The sequence below is a fragment of the Streptomyces sp. MB09-02B genome (genome assembly GCF_033794485.1).
In the GTDB taxonomy this organism is placed as follows: Bacteria; Actinomycetota; Actinomycetes; order Streptomycetales; family Streptomycetaceae; genus Streptomyces.
The window spans coordinates 1-22,615 of the sequence record NZ_JARGEE010000117.1 but is presented as its reverse complement, the minus strand read 5'-3'; the positions used below and the strand labels follow the sequence as shown (position 1 = coordinate 22,615).

The following is a 22,615-nucleotide window of genomic DNA, read 5'->3' as shown; positions in this document are numbered from 1 at the left end:
AAGCCCCCGGGGGGGGGGCCGGCGGCGCGGGCTCGGTCCAGTGGCGGGACTTCGGGAAGGCCGGGGCCTTCATGCCCTTGGACTTGAGGCGCAGGATGCGGTGCCCGGCGGCCTGCTGCTTGCTGAGGTGACAGTCGTCCCGGTCCGCGACCATGGCGAGCAGGGCCTCCTGGAGGGGCTCGGGGTCGTCCCAGGTGCCGTACAGCTTCTGCGTGCTGAGGCAGACGGGGTTGAGGCCCCTGTTGAGGACGGCCTCCCAGGCGGCGATGGAGACGCCCGGTGTGTGCTCCGAGCGGAAGTCGTCGAGGACGACCAGTCCGCCGGGGAGGAGTAGGTCCCGCGCGGCGGTGATGTCGGCCTCGACGTGCTCGTACAGGTGCGAGGCGTCGATGTGCACGAACCGGCAGGAGCGCGGTTTCACCTCCCCCGGGACGATCGAGCTGGGGCCCTGGAGGACCCGGGGCAGCTCGTCGTGGAAGGAGAGGTAGTTCGCCTCGAAGGCCCGACGGGTGAGCGTGCTGCGGTACGACTTGGTGGCCTCCGCCGCGTTGGCGTCGTCCGGTGCGTCGCTCTCGAAGAGGTCGCAGACCGTGTAGGCCTCGCCCTCCTGGAGGTGGCGGCCGAGGAAGATGGCGCTCTTGCCCATGTAGACGCCGACCTCCAGGAGGTCGCCCCTCGTGCCCGCGGCCTCCTGCCGGTTCAGGAACCAGTCGAAGAGCAGTTGGTCGAGCACCGGGAACCAGCCGGGAACGTCGTCGAGTTCCCGGGGGAGTCGGATCGTGCCGTGTTCAGAGGTCATTTCAGAGGTCATGAGGACGGAAGACCTTCTTGCGTCGACGAGGCGAACAGGCGAACGGGCCAGGAACCTATGAGATGCCTCTGGCCCGGTCAAGGATGCTGCGGAGCCTCTCCGCGGAGCGGTTTTCGAATCCTCGCGTCGCATGAACAGTGGGCCAATTCCAGGTTCCGGGGCCGTTCAGCGGCGGCGTCCACCGAGCGACGCCCGCAGCAGCGGCTGCAACGGACGTTCGACCCACCGGTGCAGCAGCCAGGCGAGCCCCAGCATCAACGCCACGGTGAGCACGACGGTCAGCAACGACGGAACGCCCAGCCTCTGGTGCAGTGTCTGCACCACCGGCCAGCCCAGGTGCTCGTGCACGAGGTAGAAGGGGTACGTCAGCGCCCCCGCGGTGGTCAGCCAGGGCCAGTTGACGCGGTTGAGCAGGCCCAGGGCCACGGCGCCCACGGCCACGAAGCCGACGGTGACGGCGAGGACGATGCCGAGCTGGGAGCGATAGGAGAAGTAGTCGGGGTTCGGGGCGTGCCACATCGCCTGGACCGTCTGGTACTGACTCAGCAGCAGACTGAAGACCACGATCAGCCAGGCAGCGGTGTCCCGGCGGTCGCGGTGCACCAGATAGAGGCCCATGCCCCCGATGAACAAGGACGCGTACTCCGGCATCAGGACCATGTCCAGCAGCGGCTCCTTCGCTCCCTGCGCGAGCACCGAGGCCAGGGTCCAGCCGCCGCAGAACCAGATCACCCGTCTGCGGGTCACCCCGGGCAGCACCACGCACAACGCGAACAGGACGTAGAAGCGGACCTCCGCCCACAACGTCCAGCACACGCCGAGGACGCGGTCCGCGCCGAGCGGCATCTGCAGCATCGTGAGGTTCGCCAGGAACTCACTGACCGACACCCGCGCGAAGGCGATCCCCGGCAGCGCGAACACCGCCGCCACCAGGATCACCGCCGCCCAGTACGCCGGCAGCAGCCGGGACGCCCGGGAGGCGAAGAACGCCTGCACCGAACGGCCCCAGGCGCTGGCGCAGATCACGAACCCGCTGATCACGAAGAAGGCCTGGACCCCGGCCCAGCCGTAGGCGAGCCAGCTGTGGGCGGTGGGGAACTGCACGGCGGGCGAGGCCCCCCAGGCCTTCGCGATCTCCCCGTCCCGCCCGCCGTAGTGATAGGCGGCGACGGCGAGAGCGGCTATGAGGCGCAGCCCGTCGAGCGCGTAGAGCCGGGGCGCCGAGCGACGGTCGCCCGCTGCAGCGCCCCCGAAGGGGCGCGGGGCTGCATCGATGTGCGGCTCCGCCGCGGGGCGCGACCAGCCCCCACCCACCCGCACTCGAGACTCGACAGGATCATCGGTCTTGGCTGGAGAACTCACTGCTGAGCTCATCCCAGTGTCGCCCGCTTGAGCGACCGGGCCCGCCGAGCGACTCTCCGCACGGTCGCGTTACGCGGAATGAACGAGAGCTGCACCGGAATCCCACCGGGCAACCCCAGCGAGGTCAGCCGCCGCCGCTTGAAGTACCGCAGGGTGTGCGTGCTCAGATGCCGCGTCAGATACGCCTCGGTCTCCGCCCGCAGCGACGGATAGATCTTCGACTGCATCGCGAACCCCACCGCCCGCACCAGGCTGTCGAGGTCGGACACCTCGATGCCCGGCCGCTGCGAGGCGACCGCCGCCGCGTCCCCCAGCTCCGGCAGCAGCGCGTCCACGATCGTGACGGGCACCCGGTTGCTGTTCTCGTACGGGGCGAGCCGATCCAGCAGCGTGCCCGTGCCGACGCGGGCGACAGGGAGGCCGTACAGCGCGGAGGCGGTGAGCAGGGCCGTCGAGAAGCAGCCGACGACCAGGGCCGGCCGCATCCGCTGGTAGAGCACCTCGGCGAGCACCGGCGTGTCCACCACGGTCAGGTCGGCGCCGAGCCGCTCCGCCTCCTTCTCCAGACCGCGCGACCAGCGGGCCGGGGCACTGGGGTGCGGCTTGAACACGACCTTGGAGTGCCCGAGCGCGACAGCCCCCTTCAGCATCCGCACGTGGAGGGCCTCCTCCTCCTCGACGGTGAGGATGCCGAGCGCGGAGAGGTACTGGCCGAGCAGCAGCGCGGGCTCCTCGGTCGCGGGCAACTCGTCGCCCGTGCCCACGAGTTCGGCCAGCACCTTCACGAAGGCGTCCGTCGGCACGATCTCCGCCTCGACCCCGAACTCGGTGAGCAGCAGCGGCTTGAGCCCCGGGACGAGGTCCAGGTGGAGAAGCCGGTCGATCCTCGTCCCCACCAGCGGGTCGATCTTGTTGCGGGTGGGCCCGTAGCTCATCAGACCGTCGGCGTACACGGTCACGGGCGCGCCGGTGAAGATCTGGGCGAAGCCGAGGGCCGGGTGGACCTGGATGGACTCCACGGCCAGTTCGACGTCGTCGTCACCCAGGTTCCACAGCAGCCGCAGATGCCGCTCCCACAGCGGGACGTCGTCCATGCGCGGGGACCAACCGCCGGGGTGGAAGGGGGAGATGGTCTCGTTCCAGGAGATCACCTCGTCGAAGCGGGAGCGCAGCCGCTCGAAGCCGGGCATCTCGTCCGGGCCGGGGGCCGTCTCCGGGGTCGCCGCGTTGTTGGAGACCAGCAGGATGCGCCGGGAGGCGGGGCGGAAGCACTCGGTGTCCAGGGCCGCGGCCAGCGTGGCCGCGCCGTACAGCGTGGACGCCATGAAGATCTGCGTGGTCATGCGGCGACCCCCGTGGCGGCGGGACGGCGGCGCAGCCGGCGCAGTCGGCCGGCGCGCTGGACATCCATGGAGTCGAGGGCCTCGTCGAGCACGTCCTGCGGCATTCCGCGCAGCGCCACCGCGCTCATCGACTTCAGTTTCCGTGCCACCGCCGGCTCGAACCTCTCGATGGATCCCAAATGGTGGGAGATGATCGCGCAATAGGTGCGCACGGCCTTGGGAAGAAGTCGCTCCGCGTCCCGGTCCCGCGCGGTCTCCGCGATGACCTGGTCGAATGCGCGAATGAAATCGAGCTGTCGTACGTCGCCGATCTGGGTCAGCGAAGAAGCCACACCGCGCCGGTAGAAGACGCCCAGCAGCCCCACCGTGGCGAAGGATTCGGCCTCCCGGTGGAGCTTCCAGATCCACGGCCGGTCCTCGGCGGTGCGCAGCCCGTGGGTGAAGTGCAGCACGCCCTTGTCGACCAGTCGGCGGTGGTAGATGCCCGCCCAGGCGAACGCGTAGTCGACGGAGGTCGAGCGGTCGGCGGGCAGGATCGCGTCGCGCGGGTTCATCACCACGTCCCGCCGCCCGTTGGGCACCCGGTGCACCGAGCGGGCCCGCCCGGTGCACTGGACATGGTCCGTGCGCACGAAGTCGCAGCCCAACTCCTCGATGGCGCCGAGCAGTCGGGGGTAGTAGCCGGGGGCGAGCCAGTCGTCCCCGTCGAGGAACGTGAGGTACTCGCCGCGGGCCTTGTCGATGCCCGTGTTGCGCGCGGTCGCCAGTCCTCCGTTCTTCTCGTGTCTGACGTACACCGCCCCCGGCAGCTCGCGCTCCGCGCGCGCGAGAATGTCCGGTGTCTCGTCGCGGGAACAGTCGTCGACGAGAATGAATTCGAAGTCCTCACGAGCGTTGGCTCCGAGGCTCTTCAGGGTGTCGGGCGCGTATTGCTGCACGTTGTAGAACGGCACGATGACGGAGAGCTTGACCACCCCCGTGACGTTAGGCGGCCCTCCGGCATTCGTCTTGACCAGCCGCTTGATGCCAGGTGAACGACGCGTGGCGGAACCGTGAACCAGATGATTTCCGGTGTCATTCGCTTCCCGATTCGCTGTTCGGCGATGTGCTGTTAACCCTTTGTTGCATTCGGGTTGGGCCGATCAACAAAATCGCTTCCTAGCGTCTTCGATGTGCCAGCAAGTGCTACGAACAGCCTGCGAGTCGCCGTACTCGCGGATTCCGACACCCGGTGGAAATGGGGCGCGCTCACCGCGAGCCGTCTCGCTCCCGAGGACGCGGACATCCGCCTGGACGGCTTCCTCCTGCGCGGCCGGGCGACCCCCACCGCCCGCCAGCTCCAGGAGGTCGGGGTCCGCCCTGCCGCCCTGCGCGAGGTGACCGGCCTCGAATTCCTGCGCGCCATGAAGGAGGCCGCGTACGACATCGTCCTGCTCTCCCTGGTCGGCGGGGGCGTCCAGGCGATGCTGCACGGCCTGCGCCGGGTCTGGGACGGGCGGACGAAGCGGCCCGTGGTCGTCACCGGGTACGTCGGTGTCGTCTACGAGAAGCTCGCCGACGGTCTGCTGCTGCGGCACGGCGCGGACCTCGTCCTCGCCAACTCCCGCCAGGACGCGGACCGGTTCCGCGCCGTGTACGAGGGTGTGGGCGCCGACGCCTCCTCGGTCACCGAGGTCGCGCTGCCCTTCCTGGGCGGCAGGCCCTACGCCGGCACCGAGGACCCGTCCGCGGAGGAAGGGCGCAGGCCCTACACGGTCGTCTTCGCCGTACAGCCGTCCGTCCCGGACAACCGCAGGGACCGCACCTACCTGCTGAACCGCCTGGTCCAGCACGCGAGGCTGCACCCGGACCGCCAGGTGCTCCTGAAGCTCCGCTCCAAGCCCGGCGAGCACACCACGCACATCGAGGAGCTGCCCTACCAGAAGCTGGCGGAGAAGCTGCCCGGCGGTCTGCCGGCCAACTTCCGCCTCGCGTACGGGAACATGGGCGAGGTCCTCGACACCACCGACCTGCTGGTCACCGTCAGCTCCACGGCCGCCCTGGAGTCGCTGCACCGCCGGATCCCCACCGTCGTCCTCACCGACCTCGGGATCCGCGAGACCCTCGGCAACCACCACTTCGTGGGCTCCGGCTGCCTCGCCTCCTGGGACCAGCTGGACGCCGGGTACGAGCCCGCGCCGGACCCCGAGTGGGTCGCCCGCCAGGGCGTCGTGACTGGGGGCACCTCCCGGACGAAGTCTGGGGGAGGCTCGTACGGCACCGCCTTCGACACGGCCCGCACCCGCGTCGCGAAGCTGGTCGCGGCGCCCGAACTGCCGCCCCTCGCGCCGTACTACACGCCCGTCACCGCGCCCGGCTACCTCCCCGGCATCCTCGCCCGCCACCACCTCGGCCCCGACGGCACACCGCTGCCCGGGGCGCCCGCCGCCGACCGGCAGGCCGGCCCCGTACGGCAGATCGTGCGCCGCGCGGCCCGCGGCGCCTACCGCCACGGAGTGCAGCGCGTGGCGCCCGTCATCCGCCGGATGGGTGAGCTGTGAGCCGCCGTCCCTCCGCCTCGCAAGAGCCGCAAGGAGTCCCAGACATGTCCCACCCGGAAGCGGGCCAAGCGCCTTCCGCCCGCCGCGTCCTCGCCGTGATCCCCGCGCGCGGCGGCTCCAAGGGCGTCCCCGCGAAGAACCTCGCCCCCGTCGGCGGCGTCCCGCTGGTGGCCCGCGCGGTCCGCGAGTGCCTCGCCGCCCGCCTGGTGACGGACGTCGTCGTCTCCACCGACGACCACGCCATCGCCGCCGCCGCCCGGGAGTCCGGTGCCGAGGTCGTTCTGCGCCCCGCCGCCATCGCCGGCGACACCGCCACCTCCGAGGCAGCCGTCCTGCACGCCCTGGACGCCCACGAGTCCCGCCACGGCGCCACGGTCGACGTCGTCCTCCTCGTCCAGTGCACCAGCCCGTTCATCCTCCGCGAGGACATCGACGGCGTGGCCCGCGCCGTCGTCGAGCACGGCGCCGACACGGCCCTGACCGTCGCCCCGTTCCACGGTTTCATCTGGCGCGACACGGCGGACGAGTTCACCGGCGGTGAGGTGAACGCCGAGACCTACGACGTGAACGGCGAGCCGTACGGCGTCCCCGGGGCGGCACCGCTCGGCTCGGCACCGCTCGGCTCGGCGGCGCCCGGCTCGGCGACCGCACACGGCGAACCCGCAGGGGTCGACAGGCCCGCCGGTCCCGGCGCCTCGTGCCCGGCGACCGGGCTCACCGGAGCCCCGGGCGCCCTGCCCGACGACGTCCGCGCCACCCCCGGCCTCACCGCCGGCGGCTACGGCGTCAACCACGACAAGTCCTTCCGCCCCCGCCGCCAGGACCGCCCCCAGGACCTGCTGGAGACCGGTGCCGCCTACGCCATGGACGCGGCCGGACTGCGCAAGCACCAGCACCGCTTCTTCGGCCGTACGGAACCCGTCCGCACCGACCCCGCCCGGGTCCTGGAGATCGACGACCCGCACGACCTCGCCCGCGCCCAGGCCCTCGCGCCGCTCTTCGACGCCAACCGGCCCGGCGCCCTCCCCACCTACGACGACATCGACGCCGTAGTCCTCGACTTCGACGGCACCCAGACCGACGACCGGGTGCTGATCGACTCCGACGGACGGGAGTTCGTCTCCGTGCACCGCGGCGACGGACTCGGCATCGCGGCCCTCCGCAGGAGCGGCCTGAAGATGCTGATCCTGTCCACGGAACAGAACCCGGTCGTCGCCGCACGAGCCCGGAAGCTCAAGCTCCCGGTCCTGCACGGCATCGACCGGAAAGACCTCGCGCTGAAGCAGTGGTGCGAGGAGCAGGGCATCGCGCCGGAGCGCGTGCTCTACGTCGGCAACGACGTCAACGACCTCCCGTGCTTCGCCCTCGTGGGCTGGCCCGTGGCGGTCGGCAGCGCCCACGACGTCGTACGCGGCGCCGCACGCGCGGTCACCACCGTCCCCGGCGGTGAAGGCGCGATCCGGGAGATCGCCGGCTGGATCCTCGGTCCCTCTCTCGACTCTCTCGACCCCCTCGACAAGTAAGGAACTGGTCCCACCATGAGCACCAACTCCCGTCTGCGCACGTTCGGTTCGAAGACCGCCGGCCCGGGTCACCCCGTCTACGTCGTCGGTGAGATCGGCATCAACCACAACGGTGAGCTGGAGAACGCCTTCAAGCTGATCGACGCCGCCGCCGAGGCCGGCTGCGACGCCGTCAAGTTCCAGAAGCGCACCCCCGAGATCTGCACCCCCCGCGACCAGTGGGACATCGAGCGTGACACCCCCTGGGGCCGCATGACCTACATCGACTACCGCCACCGTGTGGAGTTCGGTGAGGACGAGTACCGCCAGATCGACGAGTACTCCAAGGAGAAGGGCATCGACTGGTTCGCCTCCCCGTGGGACACCGAGGCCGTCGCCTTCCTGGAGAAGTTCGACGTCCCCGCCCACAAGGTGGCCTCCGCCTCGCTGACCGACGACGAGCTGCTGCGCGCCCTGCGCGGCACCCACCGCACGGTCATCCTCTCCACCGGCATGTCGACCCCCAAGCAGATCCGCCACGCGGTCGAGGTCCTCGGCAGCGACAACATCCTGCTCTGCCACGCCACCTCGACGTACCCGGCCAAGGCGGAGGAGCTGAACCTCCGCGTCATCAACACCCTCCAGGCCGAGTACCCGAACGTCCCGATCGGCTACTCCGGCCACGAGACGGGCCTGCAGACCACGCTCGCCGCCGTCGCCCTCGGCGCCACCTTCGTCGAGCGCCACATCACCCTCGACCGCGCCATGTGGGGCTCCGACCAGGCCGCCTCCGTCGAGCCCCAGGGCCTGAGCCGCCTGGTCCGCGACATCCGCACCATCGAGGCCTCCCTCGGCGACGGCGTCAAGAAGGTCTACGAGTCCGAGCTCGGCCCCATGAAGAAGCTGCGCCGTGTCACCGGCGTCGTCGCCGAGGCGGAGATCGCGGTGGCGGCGGGCGAGCCGGTCGGCGTCTGACCCACGGCCCCGGCCCCCAGTAGATCCGTACTCACGGAAGCGACGGACATACGTCGATGAGCCCCCGCACCGGAACCGCCGGCCCCCACACCCTCGCCTTCGTCGAGAGCCCGGTACAGCTCCTGAACGTGCTGGAGTGGGCGCACACCCACGCCCTCGGCACCCCCGAGGACCCCGGTGCGGGGCCCTTCGGTTCCGGTGGCGCGGGGCTCACCGTGGTGGTCCTCTCGCCCAACGACCCCATGACCCGGGGCCAGCTGCGCCGCATGGCGGAGCTGGCCCGGGACGAGGGCCACGACGTGCGCTGGGAGGAGGCGCGCGGCGGCACCGCCGCCCCCTTCCGCACCGTCGGCGGCCTCGCCCCGCTGCTGCGCGCCGCGCCCCGCATCGTCCTGGGCGACCCCTTCTCCCGGTACGTCCAGCTGCTGCTGACCATCACCCGGGCACCGGACGTGGTCGTCGTCGACGACGGCACCGCGACCATGGAGTTCGTCTCCCAGCTGGCCCGCGGCGAACGCCTCGTGCGCTGGCACCGCAAGGGCGGCCGCCCCGGCCCCCGCGACCTGATCTTCGCCCCGGTCTCCGCCAAGGCCCGCAGGCGCCTCACCCCGACCGCCGGCCGACGTGTCGAGGTCTTCTCCTCCATGCCGATCGACGAGACCCCCGAGGGCGTCTCCGTCACGGCCAACACCTTCGCCTGGACGCGCTCCCGCTTCGGCCCGCCCCGCATCACCAAGGGCGCCGACCTCGTGGGCACCTCCCTCGTGGAGACCGGAGTCGTGGACGGCGACCGCTACCTCGAAGCCGTCCGCTCCCTCGCGAAGGCCCACGGCGCCACCCGCTACTTCGCCCACCGCCGCGAGAGCGCCGAGAAACTCCACACCCTCGCCGCGGAGACCGGCCTGGAGATCGTCCGCCCCGACCTTCCGCTGGAGCTCATCGCGCGCCGCGGCCCCATCGGCCGGACGATCCTGAGCTTCCCCTCGACGGTCGTCCACACCCTGCCCCTGGCCCTGGCCGGGACGGACGTGCGCGTCGCCGTCTGCGACATCGACCCCGGCTGGCTCACCGAGAACGCCTCCCCCCGCGCCCAGGGCTTCCTGTCCGGCGTCACGGGCACGGCCCGGGACGTCCACCGGCTGTCGTCGGTGGCCTCGGCCTGACGGGCCGGCACGGCCCCGCCGGGGCCGTGATCCCCGTCACCCTCGGCACGCGTACGCCACCCGGTCGATCTTCTGGTCGCGATCACACCCGCGCGCCCGCACAACCGCAGGCCACCACCCCCGTCCCACCCGGTCGCGGCAGCGCTCCGGCCACCTGGCCGAACACACGACGTAGCCGACCGGTCGCGCGGTGGTGACGCTTCCGCCACCGTGGGACGGCGGATACGTGGTAAGGGTGGAGTGTGGGAATCGTCCGGGCACCCCCGGACGTTTAGACGATGGGATTCGCGGGCAAACCCGGCGCTCCCGTCTCCGAGGGCCACCCGCACCGAAAGACGGACGGGTATACCCATCCCTGCCAATACGTATGCGTTGTGCGGCCGGAAAACTTCCCCTCACAGGCTGATTTTTTGTTGATCGAGGGTTAGAAGGCCGCCCGATCGCCCTACCCTTCAGAGGGTGAACCAACTGATGTCCCGAGAGTCCGAGGCCGATCTGCCAGGGGAAGCCGAAGCGTCGCTCCCCGGCACGTTGCCGGAAGCCCTGCGTGCCGAACTCGTCGCGTTCCGCCGCGACTTGCACATGCACCCGGAGCTCGGCAACCAGGAGTTCCGTACGACCGCCGCGATCAAGGCCCGCCTGGAGAAGGCAGGGCTCAGGCCGCGTGTGCTCGACAGTGGAACCGGACTCATCTGTGACATCGGCGACTGGAGCGGCGCCGACCACTCCGCGCTCGCGCTGCGCGCCGACATCGACGCCCTCCCCATCCCGGACACCAAGGTGGACTGCGACTACCGCTCCACCGTCCCGGACCGCGCCCACGCCTGCGGCCACGACGTGCACACCACCGTCGTCCTCGGCGCCGGCCTCGTCCTCGCCGACCTGCACCGCAAGGGGGAGCTGCCCCGCCCCGTCCGGCTGATCTTCCAGCCCGCCGAGGAGGTGCTGCCCGGCGGCGCCGCGGACGTGATCAGGACCGGCTCGCTCGAAGGCGTCGGCCGGATCATCGCCGTCCACTGCGACCCCCGCGTCGACGCGGGCCGCATCGGCCTGCGTCACGGCCCCATCACCTCGGCCTGCGACCGGCTGGAGCTCTCCCTGGACGGTCCGGGCGGCCACACCGCGCGCCCGCACCTCACCACCGACCTCGTCACCGCCGCCGCCCGGGTCGTCACCGACGTGCCCGCGCTGGTCGCCCGCCGCTTCGACGCCCGCGCCGGGCTCGTCGTGACCTGGGGCCGCATCGAGTCGGGCCACGCGCCGAACGTCATCCCGCAGCACGCCGAGCTCTCCGGCACCGTCCGCTGCCTGGACATCAACGCCTGGCGGCAGGCCCCCGACCTGATCCACGAGGCGGTCCAGGAGGTCGCGGTCATGCACCGCGCCAAGCCCGAGATCAACTACATCCGGGGCGTCCCGCCGGTCGTCAACGACCCCGTCGTCACCGAGCTGCTGCACGACTCGATGGTCGCCCGCCGCGGTGTGAAGTCCGTCGAGGACACCGAGCAGAGCCTCGGCGGCGAGGACTTCTCCTGGTACCTGGAGCACGTCCCGGGCGCCATGGCCCGCCTGGGTGTCCGCCGTCCGGGCGACCTCACCGTCCGCGACCTCCACCAGGGCGACTTCGACGCCGACGAGCACGCCATCACCGTGGGCGTCGAGCTCTTCACCGCCGCCGCCCTCCTCGACGCCCGCATGCGCGTCCTCGACGCCGCCGGCCGCTGACCCCTCCGGCCTGTCCCGGCTTGCGCCCCGCCCACCCTCGCGGCAGCCTGGTGCGCGTGTCCGTACGAGCCCCGTACGGACCGCGCGCCTTCACGCTGAGGTCACCCCAGGTACACGGATCGCGAGGGACGGCGAAGGCGCGGCGCCCGAGACATCCCTTTCGGTCCCCTGGTTCACGAGGGCGTAACGGCCACCGGCACGAATGGATAACGGCCGGTCGAAACCCCGTTCCCAGGAGTGTCTACGCGCGTTAATGTGCGCCGAACTGAGCACCCGGTCGCGGGGCTTTGGAGAAGATGGGGAACTTCAAGATGCGTCGGATTTCCAAACTGACCCGCGTCGCGGTGGGGGTCGCGTCGCTGGCGCTCGCCGCCACGGCCTGCGGTGGTACCAGCAGCGAGAGCAGCGGCAACGGCGGCGAGACCAGCAAGGGCGAAAAGGGCCTCGCGATCGCGTACGACATCGGCGGCAAGGGCGACCAGTCCTTCAACGACGCCGCGTACGCGGGCCTGGAGAAGGCTCAGAAGGAGTTCGGTTACCAGACCGAGGACATCGAGCCCACCGAGGGCGAGACGGACGCCGACAAGCAGCAGCGTCTGGAGTCCCTGGCCAAGCAGGGCTACAACCCGGTCATCGGTGTCGGCTTCGCCTACGGCCCCGCGATGGAGGCCGCGTCCAAGCAGTTCCCGGACACCACCTTCGGCATCGTGGACTCGGTCGTCGAGGGCGACAACGTCGCGTCCCTCGTCTTCGCCGAGCAGGAGGCCTCGTACCTCGCCGGTGTCGCGGCCGCCAAGGCCACCAAGACGAACACCGTGGGCTTCGTGGGCGGCGTGGACATCCCGCTCATCCACAAGTTCGAGGCCGGCTACAAGCAGGGCGTCGAGGACACCAGCGGCGGCAAGGTCAAGGTCGTCTCGCAGTACCTGACCCAGACGGCCGAGGAGGGCGGCTTCTCCAGCCCCGACAAGGGCAAGGCCGCCGCCGAGGGCCAGATCGAGAAGAACGCCGACGTGCTCTACGCGGCCGCCGGCCTCTCCGGCCAGGGTGTCATCGAGGCCGCCGCCACGGCCAAGGTCTGGGCGATCGGTGTCGACTCCGACCAGTACAAGCAGGGTGCCCTCGCGAAGTACAAGGACTTCATCCTCACCTCCGCCCTCAAGGACGTCGGCGGCGCGGTCTACGCCCTCGCCAAGTCCGTCGAGGACGACAAGCCCCTCAAGGGCGTCCAGACCTTCGACCTGAAGGTCGACGGCGTGGGCCTCGCCGACTCCAACCCGAAGATGGCCGAGATCGCCGGCCTCACGGACGCGGTCGCCAAGGCCAAGAAGGAAATCATCGACGGCACGATCAAGGTGAAGACCGAGTAACGGTCACGCCTCTGCGAGTGTGCTGACAGGCGGGGTGGGTGTACGTGTACACCCACCCCGCTCACTTGTGCCCCCGGGTACTTCAGGGGCGCGGGCCTGCATCGATACGCGGCTCCGCCGCGTGGGCGCGACCAGCCACAACGCACCCGCACGCGCGACCCGACCGATTCCACCCCCCACCACGCGCCCCCCAACCCCCGGACACCCTTGCAACACGGCCCCATAACAACGTGGTCCACCAGGCTTCACCCGAAGGGTCTACGCGCGTTACTCTGCGGCGAAAGCCACATAGGCGCCGACGCTGTGCAGCACTACTGACCAGTACCCTCCGGCGCTGTACGACAGGAGCACCACACATGCGCCGGGTTTCCCGTCTCGCGGTCGCGGGCGCAGCGACCGCCTCCCTCGCCCTCGTCCTCTCCGCCTGCGGCGGTACGTCGACGGACGCCTCGTCGTCCGCCGACTCCAAGGGCGACATGGGCCTCGCCATCGCGTACGACGTCGGCGGCAAGGGCGACCAGTCCTTCAACGACGCGGCCTACGCGGGCCTGGAGCAGGCGAAGAAGGAGTTCGGGTACAAGACGCAGGACATCGAGCCGACCGAGGGCGAGACGGACGCCGACAAGGAGCAGCGCCTCGTCTCCCTGGCGAAGCAGGGCTACAACCCGGTCGTCGGCGTCGGCTACGCCTACGCGACGGCCGTGAAGGCCGCCGCCGAGCAGTACCCGGACACCACCTTCGGCATCGTCGACGACTCCACGGTCCAGCTGGACAACGTCGCGGACCTGGTCTTCTCCGAGGAGCAGGCCTCGTACCTCGCGGGCGTCGCCGCCGCGAAGAGCACGAAGACCGACGTCGTCGGCTTCGTCGGCGGCGTCGACATCCCGCTGATCCACAAGTTCCAGGCGGGCTTCGAGCAGGGCGTCAAGGACACCAACCCCAAGGCCAAGGTGCTCACCCAGTACCTCACCCAGACGGCCGAGGAGGGCGGCTTCTCCAGCCCCGACAAGGGCAAGACCGCCGCCGAGGGCCAGATCGAGAAGAAGGCCGACGTCGTGTACGCGGCGGCCGGTCTGTCCGGTCAGGGCGTGATCGAGGCCGCCACCGCGAACAAGATCTGGGCGATCGGCGTCGACTCCGACCAGTACGCGCAGGAAGCCCTCGCGAAGTACAAGGACTCCATCCTGACCTCGGCGACGAAGGACGTCGCCAAGGCGGTGTACAACCTGGCGAAGTCGGTCGAGGACGGCAAGCCCGCGACCGGTATCGTCAGGGGCGATCTGAAGACCGGCGAGGTCGGCCTCGCCGACTCCAACCCGAAGTTCAAGAGCGACAGCGAGCTCCAGGAGGCCATCGCCACGGCCAAGGAGAAGATCATCAGCGGCGAGATCAAGGTCAAGACCAGCTGATCGAGGTCGAGCCCGACCGACCCAGCCACAGCACGAGCAGCCGGGCGACCGCGGGGGAGTCTCGGACATCACCGAGGCCCTCCCGAAGTCACCGGTAACCGCGGGGTTACGTCCGCTCAACGGGGCACGGGGAGTATCGCTCCCTGTACCCCGTTGTCCCGGTGCGTCGCCGCCCATTTTCGATGCCGTAGGGGCGCTACGCGCGTAGACGACCCCCCTTTCCCAGGAGAGTGCGCCATCAACGCGTCCAGCAGCCCTCCGGCCGACGCGGCGGTCAACGACTCGGTGACCGCCGTCGAACTCGCCGGGATCACCAAGCGATTCCCCGGCGTCGTGGCCAACCACGACATCCACCTGACCGTCCGCAAGGGCACCGTCCACGCCCTCGTCGGGGAGAACGGCGCCGGCAAGTCGACCCTGATGAAGATCCTCTACGGCATGCAGAAGCCGGACGAGGGCACCATCGCGGTCGACGGCGAGCAGGTCTCGTTCTCGTCCCCCGCCGACGCCATCGCGCGCGGCATCGGCATGGTGCACCAGCACTTCATGCTCGCCGACAACCTCACGGTCCTGGAGAACGTGGTCCTCGGCAGCGAGAAGCTGCACGGCATCGGCGCCAAGGCCCGCCGCAAGATCAAGGAGATCTCCGAGCGGTACGGCTTCGGGGTCCGCCCCGACGTCCTGGTCGAGGAACTGGGCGTCGCCGAGCGCCAGCGCGTGGAGATCCTCAAGGTCCTCTACCGGGGCGCCCGCACCCTGATCCTGGACGAGCCGACCGCCGTCCTGGTGCCGCAGGAGGTCGACTCCCTCTTCGCCAACCTGCGCGAACTCAAGGCGCAGGGCCTCGCGGTCATCTTCATCTCGCACAAGCTGGGCGAGGTGCTGTCCGTCGCCGACGACATCACCGTCATCCGGCGCGGCACGACCGTCGGCACGGCCGTCCCCGCCGAGACCACCCCGCGCCAGCTCGCCGAGCTGATGGTCGGCAGCGAGCTGCCCACCCCCGAGACGGCCGAGTCCACGGTCACCGACCGCCCCGTCCTCACCGTCAAGGACCTCCGCCTGGAGGCCGTCGGCGGCAAGGCCCTGCTCGACGACATCAGCTTCACCATCCACGCGGGCGAGGTCCTGGGCCTCGCCGGTGTCGAGGGCAACGGCCAGACCGAGCTGGTCGACGCCCTCATCGGCCTGAAGTCCGCCGACTCCGGCACGATCGCGCTGGCCGAGGAGGACATCACCACCTGGGCCACCCGCAAGCGCCGCGAGCAGGGCGTCGGTTACATCCCCGAGGACCGCCACCGGCACGGTCTGCTCCTGGAGGCCCCCCTCTGGGAGAACCGTATCCTCGGCCATGTGACCGAGCGGCCCAACGCCAAGGGCGTCTGGCTCGACCCGAAGGCCGCCCAGGAGGACACCCGCCGGATCGTCGCCGAGTACGACGTCCGCACCCCCGGCATCGACGTCACCGCCGCCTCCCTCTCCGGCGGCAACCAGCAGAAGCTGATCGTCGGCCGCGAGATGAGCCACAAGCCGCGCTTCCTGATCGCCGCCCACCCCACCCGCGGTGTGGACGTCGGCGCGCAGGCCCAGATCTGGGACCAGATCCGCGAGGCCCGCCGCGAGGGCCTGGCCGTGCTGCTCATCTCCGCCGACCTCGACGAGCTGATCGGCCTGTCCGACACCCTCCGGGTGATCTACAACGGCAAGCTGGTCGCCGACGCCGACCCGGCCACCATCACCCCCGAGGAGCTGGGCTCGGCCATGACCGGCGCCGCCACCGGCCACCTCGAACACGAAGAGACCCCCGAGACGCGGGCAGAGACCCCCGAGACTCCCGACCTGCGCAAGGCCCCCGAGGCCGGCGAGTCTCCGGAAGACGAGGCCAACTGATGAAGAAGTTCGACAAGGAGCGGGTGCTCCTCGCCGTCGCCGGCCCGGTCCTCGCGCTCGCCGTGGCCTTCGCGCTGACCGCGATCGTGCTGCTGGCGTCCGGCAAGAACCCGGTCGAGCCGTTCTCGATCATGTTCGAGCAGGCCTCGTTCTCCGACATCCAGGTCCGGATCATCAACCAGGCCTCGCTGTACTACATCGCGGCCCTCGCGGTGGCCATCGGCTTCCGGATGAACCTCTTCAACATCGGTGTCGACGGCCAGTACCTGCTCGGCGCCATGATCACCGCGATCGTCGGCGCCCACATGGACCTGCCGGCCGCCCTCCAGATCCCGCTGCTGATGCTCACCGCGATCTTCACCGGCGCCTTCTGGGCCGGCATCGTCGGTGTCCTCAAGGTCACCCGGGGCGTCAGCGAGGTCGTCGCCTCGATCATGCTGAACGCGATCGCCACCTCCGTCATCGGCTACCTCTGGCTGCCGAACGTCTTCGGCGTCAAGGTCGGCAACAACAACACCACCGGCGAGATGGCCGAGTCGGGCTGGGTGCCCGGCATCGACATGGGCAAAGCCGGCGAGATCTACGGCCTGGTCCTCCTCGCCGTCCTCCTCGGCGTCGGCTACTGGATCGTCATCAACCGCACCCGCTTCGGCTTCGACCTGCGCGCCTCCGGCGCCTCGGAGTCGGCCGCCGCCGCCAGCGGTGTCGACCCCAAGCGCATGGTCCTCACCGCCATGCTGATCTCCGGCGGTGTCGCGGGCCTCGCGGGCCTGCCGATCCTGCTCGGCGACACCCACACCTACAGCCTCAACTTCCCCACCGGTATCGGCTTCCTCGGTATCGGCATCGCCCTCCTCGGCCGTAACGGCCCCGTCGGCATCGCCTTCGCCGCCCTGCTGTGGGCGTGGCTCGACAAGGCCTCCCCGGAGCTGGACTTCCACGGCTACGACAAGGAGATCGCGGTCATCATGCAGGGCCTGATCGTGCTCTCGGTCGTCGTCTCCTACGAGACCGTCCGCGAGTGGGGCCTGCGCCGGCAGCAGCGCCGGGTCGGCGCCGAGCTCGCCGCGGGTCATGTCCTCGGCGCGGACGCCTCCGACAACAACAACGTCAAGAAGGAGGTGTCGGGCCGATGACCACGAGCACCACCGCGACCGACCTCAACCAGCCCTCGCTGGAGCCGACCGCCCCCACCGGGCGCAAGATGTCGCTGCCCGTGCTGCTGCTGGTCATCGCCGGCGTCCTGGCACTCACCTCGATCGTGCGCATCATCACCGGCGCCGACGGCATCACCAACGTCAGCCAGATGTCCACCGCGCTGGAACTGGCCGTCCCGATCGGCCTCGCCGGTCTCGGCGGTCTGTGGGCCGAGCGCGCGGGCGTCGTCAACATCGGCCTCGAAGGCATGATGATCCTCGGCACCTGGTTCGGTGCCTGGGCCGGCTTCCAGTACGGCCCGTGGACCGGCGTCCTGGTCGGCATCGCCGGGGGTGCGATCGGCGGTCTGCTGCACGCCTTCGTCACCGTCACCTTCAACGTCAACCACATCGTCTCCGGTGTGGCCATCAACATCCTCGCCCTCGGCGCCACCCGCTACCTGGCCCCCCTCGCCTTCGAGGGCCACCAGGGCGGCTCGGCCAAGCAGTCCCCGCCGGTGGAGTCCATCGGTGACTTCACCATCCCGGGACTGTCGGACGCGTTGACCGAACTCAACTCCAAGGGCTGGTTCTTCGTCTCCGACCTCGCCGGCCTGCTCGGCGGTCTGGTCACCAACGTCTCCTGGCTGACCCTCGTCGCCGTCGCCCTGATCCCCGCCACCTGGTGGATCCTGTGGCGCTCCGCCTTCGGTCTGCGCCTGCGCTCCTGCGGTGAGAACCCGATCGCCGCCGAGTCCCTCGGCGTCAACGTCTACAAGTACAAGTACCTCGCCGTGATCATCTCCGGCGGGCTGGCCGGCCTCGGCGGAGCCTTCCTCTCCATCGTCGCCAACCCCTTCTACCTGGAGGGCCAGACCAGCGGCCGCGGCTTCATCGGTCTCGCCGCGATGATCTTCGGCAACTGGATGCCGGGCGGCCTCGCCCTCGGCGCCGGCCTCTTCGGCTACACCGACAGCCTCAACCTGCGCGGCGGCTCCGAGAACGTCCACGCCCTGCTCCTGCTCGGTGCCCTCCTGCTGGTCATCGGCGCGATCTGGCAGGCCGTGCGCAAGAAGTACGTCGCCGCCGCGATCACCTTCGTCGTCGGCGCCCTGGTCTTCACCTGGTACGCGACCACCAACGAGGTCCCGAACCAGGTCGTCGCCGCCACGCCGTACGTCATCACCCTGATCGTCCTCGCGCTCTCCGCACAACGCCTGCGGATGCCCAAGGCGGACGGACTGCCGTACCGGAAGGGCCAGGGCAAGTGACCGCCGGCGCACCGGCCGAGGCCGACTGGGACGAGCTGCGCGCGGTCGCACGGGACGCCATGTCCCACGCGTACGCCCCGTACTCGGGCTACCCGGTGGGCGTGGCCGCCCGCGTCGACGACGGCCGCACGGTCTCCGGCTGCAACGTCGAGAACGCCTCGTACGGCCTCGGCCTGTGCGCCGAGTGCGGACTGGTCTCGGAGCTGCAGCGCACGGGCGGCGGCCGGCTGACGCACTTCACCTGCGTCGACGGCAAGGGCGAGATCCTCGTGCCCTGCGGTCGCTGCCGACAGCTGCTCTACGAGTTCGGCGGCCCCGGCCTCCTGCTGGAGACCCCGGCGGGGATCGTCCCCCTCTCGGAGATGCTGCCTCAGGCCTTCGGCCCGGGCCATCTCACCAAGTGACTCCCGTGCGGCCCCTCCTGACGAACGGTCGGAGGGGCCGCACACTTCCCAGACTCTGGAAGGACAGCCATGACGTCTCTGTCGATGGACGCCATCTCCGTCATCCGCACCAAGCGGGACCGCGGCGAGCTCAGCGACGCGCAGATCGACTGGGTCATCGACGCCTACACCCGTGGCGAGGTCGCCGACTACCAGATGGCCGCCCTCAACATGGCGATCCTCCTCAACGGCATGGACCGCCGCGAGATCGCCCGCTGGACGGCCGCGATGATCGCCTCCGGCGAGCGCATGGACTTCTCGTCCCTGTCCCGCCCCACCGCGGACAAGCACTCCACGGGCGGCGTCGGCGACAAGATCACGCTGCCCCTGGCCCCGCTGGTGGCGGCCTGCGGCGCGGCCGTACCCCAGCTCTCCGGGCGGGGCCTCGGCCACACCGGCGGCACCCTGGACAAGCTGGAGTCCATCCCCGGCTGGCGCGCCCTGCTGTCCAACGAGGAGATGCTGAACGTCCTGGACGAGGTCGGCGCGGTCATCTGCGCGGCGGGCGACGGCCTGGCCCCGGCGGACAAGAAGCTCTACGCCCTCCGCGACGTCACGGGCACGGTCGAGGCCATCCCCCTGATCGCCTCCTCGATCATGTCGAAGAAGATCGCCGAGGGCACGGGCTCCCTCGTCCTGGACGTGAAGGTGGGCACGGGAGCCTTCATGAAGACCATCGAGGACGCGAGGGAACTGGCGTCGACGATGGTGGGCCTCGGCACCGACCACGGTGTGAAGACGGTCGCCCTCCTCACGGACATGTCGACCCCGCTCGGCCTCACCGCCGGCAACGCCCTCGAAGTCCGCGAGTCGGTCGAGGTCCTGGCGGGCGGCGGCCCGGCGGACGTCGTGGAGCTCACGATCGCCCTCGCCCGCGAGATGCTCGACGCGGCCGGGGTGAAGGACGCCGACCCGGCGAAGGCGCTGGCCGACGGTTCGGCGATGGACGCCTGGCGCCGCATGATCGCCGCCCAGGGCGGCGACCCGGACGCCCCGCTGCCGACCTCGCGCGAGCAGCACGTGGTGAAGGCGACCGCGTCCGGGGTCCTGACCCGCCTGGACGCGTACGACATCGGCATCGCCGCCTGGCGCCTCGGCGCCGGACGCGCCCGCAAGGAGGACCCGGTCCAGGCCGCCGCCGGTGTCGAGCTGCACGCCAAGCCCGGCGACACGGTCACCGAGGGCCAGCCCCTCCTCACGCTCCACACGGACACCCCGGAGCGCTTCGAGTACGCCCTGCAGGCCGTGGAGGGCTCGTACGACATCGGGGCGCCGGGCACGGAGTTCGCGGCGTCGCCGGTGGTGCTGGAACGAATCGCCTGACCTGCGTCTTTCCCATTCGGGTGAACGGGATCGGTGGACCGGCGCCGGTCCCGTTCGGCATGCTGTAGTCGGTGACGCACCGATGGGAGAGAACCGCCATGAGCGCACTCACTGTCGACCACACGACGGCCAGCGGCCACGAGTGGGACGACCTCGTCCGAATCTGGCAGGAGACGGACGCCCCCGAGGGCTGCAGGGTGGAGATCATCGAGGGGATCGTCACCGTGGCACCACCGCCGTCCAACGCCCACAACGACATTGCCGACCGCGTGCAGCGTCATCTCTATCGGGAGATCCCTGAAGACTGGGGGATCTACCAGACGCTGGGAGCGGCCGTACCGTCTCGTGTCGGTCTCTACATTCCTGATCTCGCTGTGGCGCCCAGGGAAGCCCTGTACGCCGAGGGAGACGGCAACTGCATCCCCGCAGCCGCCGCCGAACTGGTCGTAGAGATCACCTCGAAATCCAACGCGAGCAACGACCGGATCAAGAAAGCGGCGGGCTACGCACAAGCAGGAGTACCGCTGTACCTGCTCATCGACAGCTGGGCTCCGGGCGGTCCGACGGTGACGCTCTACGGTGAGCCGAAGGGCGACGTCTATCGAGTGCTGCGCGCGGGCAAATTCGGCGACCCGATCGAACTCCCCGAGCCTTTCGCGCTCACGCTGGACACGAGCGTGTTCCCCACCAAGTAGGTCCGCCGGTACGGGGGTGTCCTCACGCACCGATGAATTGCGTGACCTCGCGCGGTCTACCGATCGTGGACGCGACGACACCCGCCGTACTCGTGCTGCCAGGCCCCGTCACCCGGGACGCGACGCCTCGGCTCTGTGCCGAGGTACGCGCGCGACTTCAGCAGACCGGGGGCGGGATCGTGGTCTGCGATGTCGCCGGTATCGGCCCACCGGGCCTGGCCGCCGTCGACGTACTGGCCCGGATGCAGCTCACCGCCCGCCGGGCCGGCGGCCGGATCCGGCTGCGGGACCCCGACCCCGCGCTGCGCGCGCTACTGGGTCTGGTCGGGCTTGCCTTCGAGGTGGAGGGGCAGGTCGAAGAGGGGGAACCAGCGGGCGGTGTCGAGGAAGCAGTGGAATCCGGCGATCCGGCCCTCTGAGATCTCCAGCACCTGCACGGCCCACGCGCTGAAGCCACCCTGCTCCGGGTCCGGTTTGTACTGGGCGAAGCCCGGCAGCCCGTTGACCGCGACCGGCACGAGGTGCGATCCCGCGCAGGGCGCGCCGAGGGTGGTCATGAACCCGGTGATGTCGCCCGTGCCGGTCAGCCACAGGTCGAACGGCGGCATCGTCATGACCGCGTCCTCGTGCAGCAGGGCCGTCAGCGCCGCCATGTCGTACCCCTCGAAGGCGGCCACATAGCGCTCCAGCAACTTCTGCTGGTCGTCGTCGAGGGGGTCGGAGACATCGGCCGCCGCGACCCGCCCGTCGCCCTCGGCGAGCGTCGCGCGGGCCCGCTGGAGGGCGCTGTTCACCGAGGCGACGGAGGTGTCGAGCAGCTCGGCGACCTCGCTGGCCTTCCACGCCAGCACCTCGCGCAGTATGAGCACCGCCCGCTGTTTCGACGGCAGCTTCTGCAGGGCCGCGACGAACGCCAGCCGCACGGACTCCTTGGCCACGGCGGCCTCCGCCGGGTCGTCGGTGGTCGGCAGCACTCGGGCGTCCGGCACCGGCTCCAGCCAGGTGTTGTCGGGGCGGGGGGAGAGGGCGGCCTGTGCGAGCGGCGTCGAGTCGGTGAGGTCCATGGGCCGTGCCCTCTTGTTCCCCGCGGTGAGCATGTCGAGGCAGACGTTCGTGGCGATGCGGTAGAGCCACGACCGCAGGGAGGACCGGCCCTCGAACTTCTCGTAGCTCCGCCAGGCCCGGATCATCGTGTCCTGCACGGCGTCCTCGGCCTCGAAGGACGACCCCAGCATCCGATAGCAGTACCCGGTCAGCTCGACCCGGTGCTTCTCCAGCCGGACATCAAGCTCCGCCGTCACTGTCGCCGTACCGTCACCCATGGCCAACCCACCCCTGTGCCATCCCTGCGCGTACCAACACCTCGGAAGCTACCGCAGCCCACTGACAATGGCCTGCCGAAGAGACGAAGGGGCAGGTCAGGGGGCTGTGTGTCGTCCGCGGGTCCGGTGGGGGCTGGTCGCGCAGTTCCCCGCGCCCCTGAAAGAGGCCTGCGGCCCTTTCGGGGCGAAAAGCACGGGGCGCAGCCCCTGCTTTCCAGGGGCGCGGGGAACTGCGCGACCAGCCCCCACCGAGCCCGCGCATACCCACCCACGTCGCGCGGAGCGCGAAAAGGGGTCGAAGGGGCGCAGCCCCTGGGGACGGGTAGGGGCGGCGG

General features: G+C 70.4%; 19 protein-coding genes. 14 read left to right on the top strand and 5 right to left on the bottom strand.

Annotated elements, in window-relative coordinates; genetic code table 11:
- From P1P70_RS18410 to P1P70_RS18395, 4 genes are all read right to left on the bottom strand, one after another.
- The coding region (locus tag P1P70_RS18410) for a class I SAM-dependent methyltransferase (RefSeq protein WP_319238816.1) at positions 1–799 on the bottom strand (799 nt) is incomplete at its 3' end.
- 177 nt (positions 800–976) lie between these two features.
- Positions 977–2,185: an acyltransferase gene (locus P1P70_RS18405; protein WP_319238813.1), complete on the bottom strand. Its 1,209-nt coding sequence runs from the start codon at positions 2,183–2,185 to the stop codon at positions 977–979.
- Positions 2,182–3,516: an alpha-2,8-polysialyltransferase family protein gene (locus P1P70_RS18400; protein WP_319238810.1), complete on the bottom strand. Its 1,335-nt coding sequence runs from the start codon at positions 3,514–3,516 to the stop codon at positions 2,182–2,184. The genes P1P70_RS18405 and P1P70_RS18400 overlap by 4 nt, the downstream gene beginning before the upstream one ends.
- Complete coding sequence (locus P1P70_RS18395; protein ID WP_319238807.1) at positions 3,513–4,490, bottom strand: glycosyltransferase family 2 protein; 978 nt, start codon at positions 4,488–4,490, stop codon at positions 3,513–3,515. Before P1P70_RS18395 ends, P1P70_RS18400 begins: the two co-directional genes overlap by 4 nt.
- 198 nt (positions 4,491–4,688) lie before the next feature.
- On the opposite strand from P1P70_RS18395, the gene P1P70_RS18390 reads away from it, so the two are divergent.
- From P1P70_RS18390 to P1P70_RS18325, 14 genes are all read left to right on the top strand, one after another.
- Positions 4,689–6,056, top strand: coding sequence for a DUF6716 putative glycosyltransferase (locus P1P70_RS18390; RefSeq protein WP_319238804.1), 1,368 nt, complete (start codon positions 4,689–4,691; stop codon positions 6,054–6,056).
- A 44-nt stretch (positions 6,057–6,100) separates the two neighbouring features.
- Positions 6,101–7,579, top strand: a complete 1,479-nt coding sequence (locus P1P70_RS18385) for an N-acylneuraminate cytidylyltransferase (protein WP_319238802.1) — start codon at positions 6,101–6,103, stop codon at positions 7,577–7,579.
- A gap of 15 nt (positions 7,580–7,594) precedes the next feature.
- A complete protein-coding gene (locus P1P70_RS18380) occupies positions 7,595–8,533 on the top strand; it encodes an N-acetylneuraminate synthase family protein (protein ID WP_319238799.1) in 939 nt (312 codons plus the stop codon).
- A 56-nt stretch (positions 8,534–8,589) separates the two neighbouring features.
- A complete protein-coding gene (locus tag P1P70_RS18375; RefSeq protein WP_319238796.1) occupies positions 8,590–9,696 on the top strand; it encodes a hypothetical protein in 1,107 nt (368 codons plus the stop codon).
- Between the two features lie 471 nt (positions 9,697–10,167).
- Positions 10,168–11,421, top strand: coding sequence for an amidohydrolase (locus P1P70_RS18370; protein WP_319238822.1), 1,254 nt, complete (start codon positions 10,168–10,170; stop codon positions 11,419–11,421).
- A gap of 311 nt (positions 11,422–11,732) precedes the next feature.
- Positions 11,733–12,791 (top strand): BMP family ABC transporter substrate-binding protein, encoded by a 1,059-nt coding sequence (locus P1P70_RS18365; RefSeq protein ID WP_319238793.1) that lies wholly within the window; start codon positions 11,733–11,735, stop codon positions 12,789–12,791.
- Positions 12,792–13,147: 356 nt separating this feature from the next.
- Complete coding sequence (locus tag P1P70_RS18360; RefSeq protein ID WP_319238789.1) at positions 13,148–14,200, top strand: BMP family ABC transporter substrate-binding protein; 1,053 nt, start codon at positions 13,148–13,150, stop codon at positions 14,198–14,200.
- A gap of 285 nt (positions 14,201–14,485) precedes the next feature.
- Entirely contained in the window at positions 14,486–16,090 is a 1,605-nt protein-coding gene (locus P1P70_RS18355) for an ABC transporter ATP-binding protein (RefSeq protein WP_319238786.1), read from the top strand.
- Entirely contained in the window at positions 16,090–17,226 is a 1,137-nt protein-coding gene (locus P1P70_RS18350) for an ABC transporter permease (RefSeq protein ID WP_319238783.1), read from the top strand. The genes P1P70_RS18355 and P1P70_RS18350 overlap by 1 nt, the downstream gene beginning before the upstream one ends.
- On the top strand, positions 17,223–18,497 hold the full coding sequence (locus tag P1P70_RS18345; RefSeq protein WP_319238780.1) for an ABC transporter permease: 1,275 nt from the start codon (positions 17,223–17,225) through the stop codon (positions 18,495–18,497). The genes P1P70_RS18350 and P1P70_RS18345 overlap by 4 nt, the downstream gene beginning before the upstream one ends.
- On the top strand, positions 18,494–18,901 hold the full coding sequence (locus P1P70_RS18340) for a cytidine deaminase (RefSeq protein ID WP_319238777.1): 408 nt from the start codon (positions 18,494–18,496) through the stop codon (positions 18,899–18,901). The genes P1P70_RS18345 and P1P70_RS18340 overlap by 4 nt, the downstream gene beginning before the upstream one ends.
- A 78-nt stretch (positions 18,902–18,979) precedes the next feature.
- Positions 18,980–20,263 (top strand): thymidine phosphorylase, encoded by a 1,284-nt coding sequence (locus P1P70_RS18335; RefSeq protein WP_319238819.1) that lies wholly within the window; start codon positions 18,980–18,982, stop codon positions 20,261–20,263.
- 98 nt (positions 20,264–20,361) lie between these two features.
- On the top strand, positions 20,362–20,958 hold the full coding sequence (locus tag P1P70_RS18330; protein WP_319238774.1) for a Uma2 family endonuclease: 597 nt from the start codon (positions 20,362–20,364) through the stop codon (positions 20,956–20,958).
- A 32-nt stretch (positions 20,959–20,990) separates the two neighbouring features.
- Complete coding sequence (locus P1P70_RS18325) at positions 20,991–21,377, top strand: STAS domain-containing protein (protein ID WP_319238771.1); 387 nt, start codon at positions 20,991–20,993, stop codon at positions 21,375–21,377.
- Here P1P70_RS18325 and P1P70_RS18320 read toward each other — a convergent pair.
- Positions 21,270–22,280, bottom strand: a complete 1,011-nt coding sequence (locus P1P70_RS18320) for a sigma-70 family RNA polymerase sigma factor (protein ID WP_319238769.1) — start codon at positions 22,278–22,280, stop codon at positions 21,270–21,272. The two genes, P1P70_RS18325 and P1P70_RS18320, sit on opposite strands and share 108 nt — an antisense overlap.
- Between the last annotated feature and the right edge of the window lie 335 nt (positions 22,281–22,615).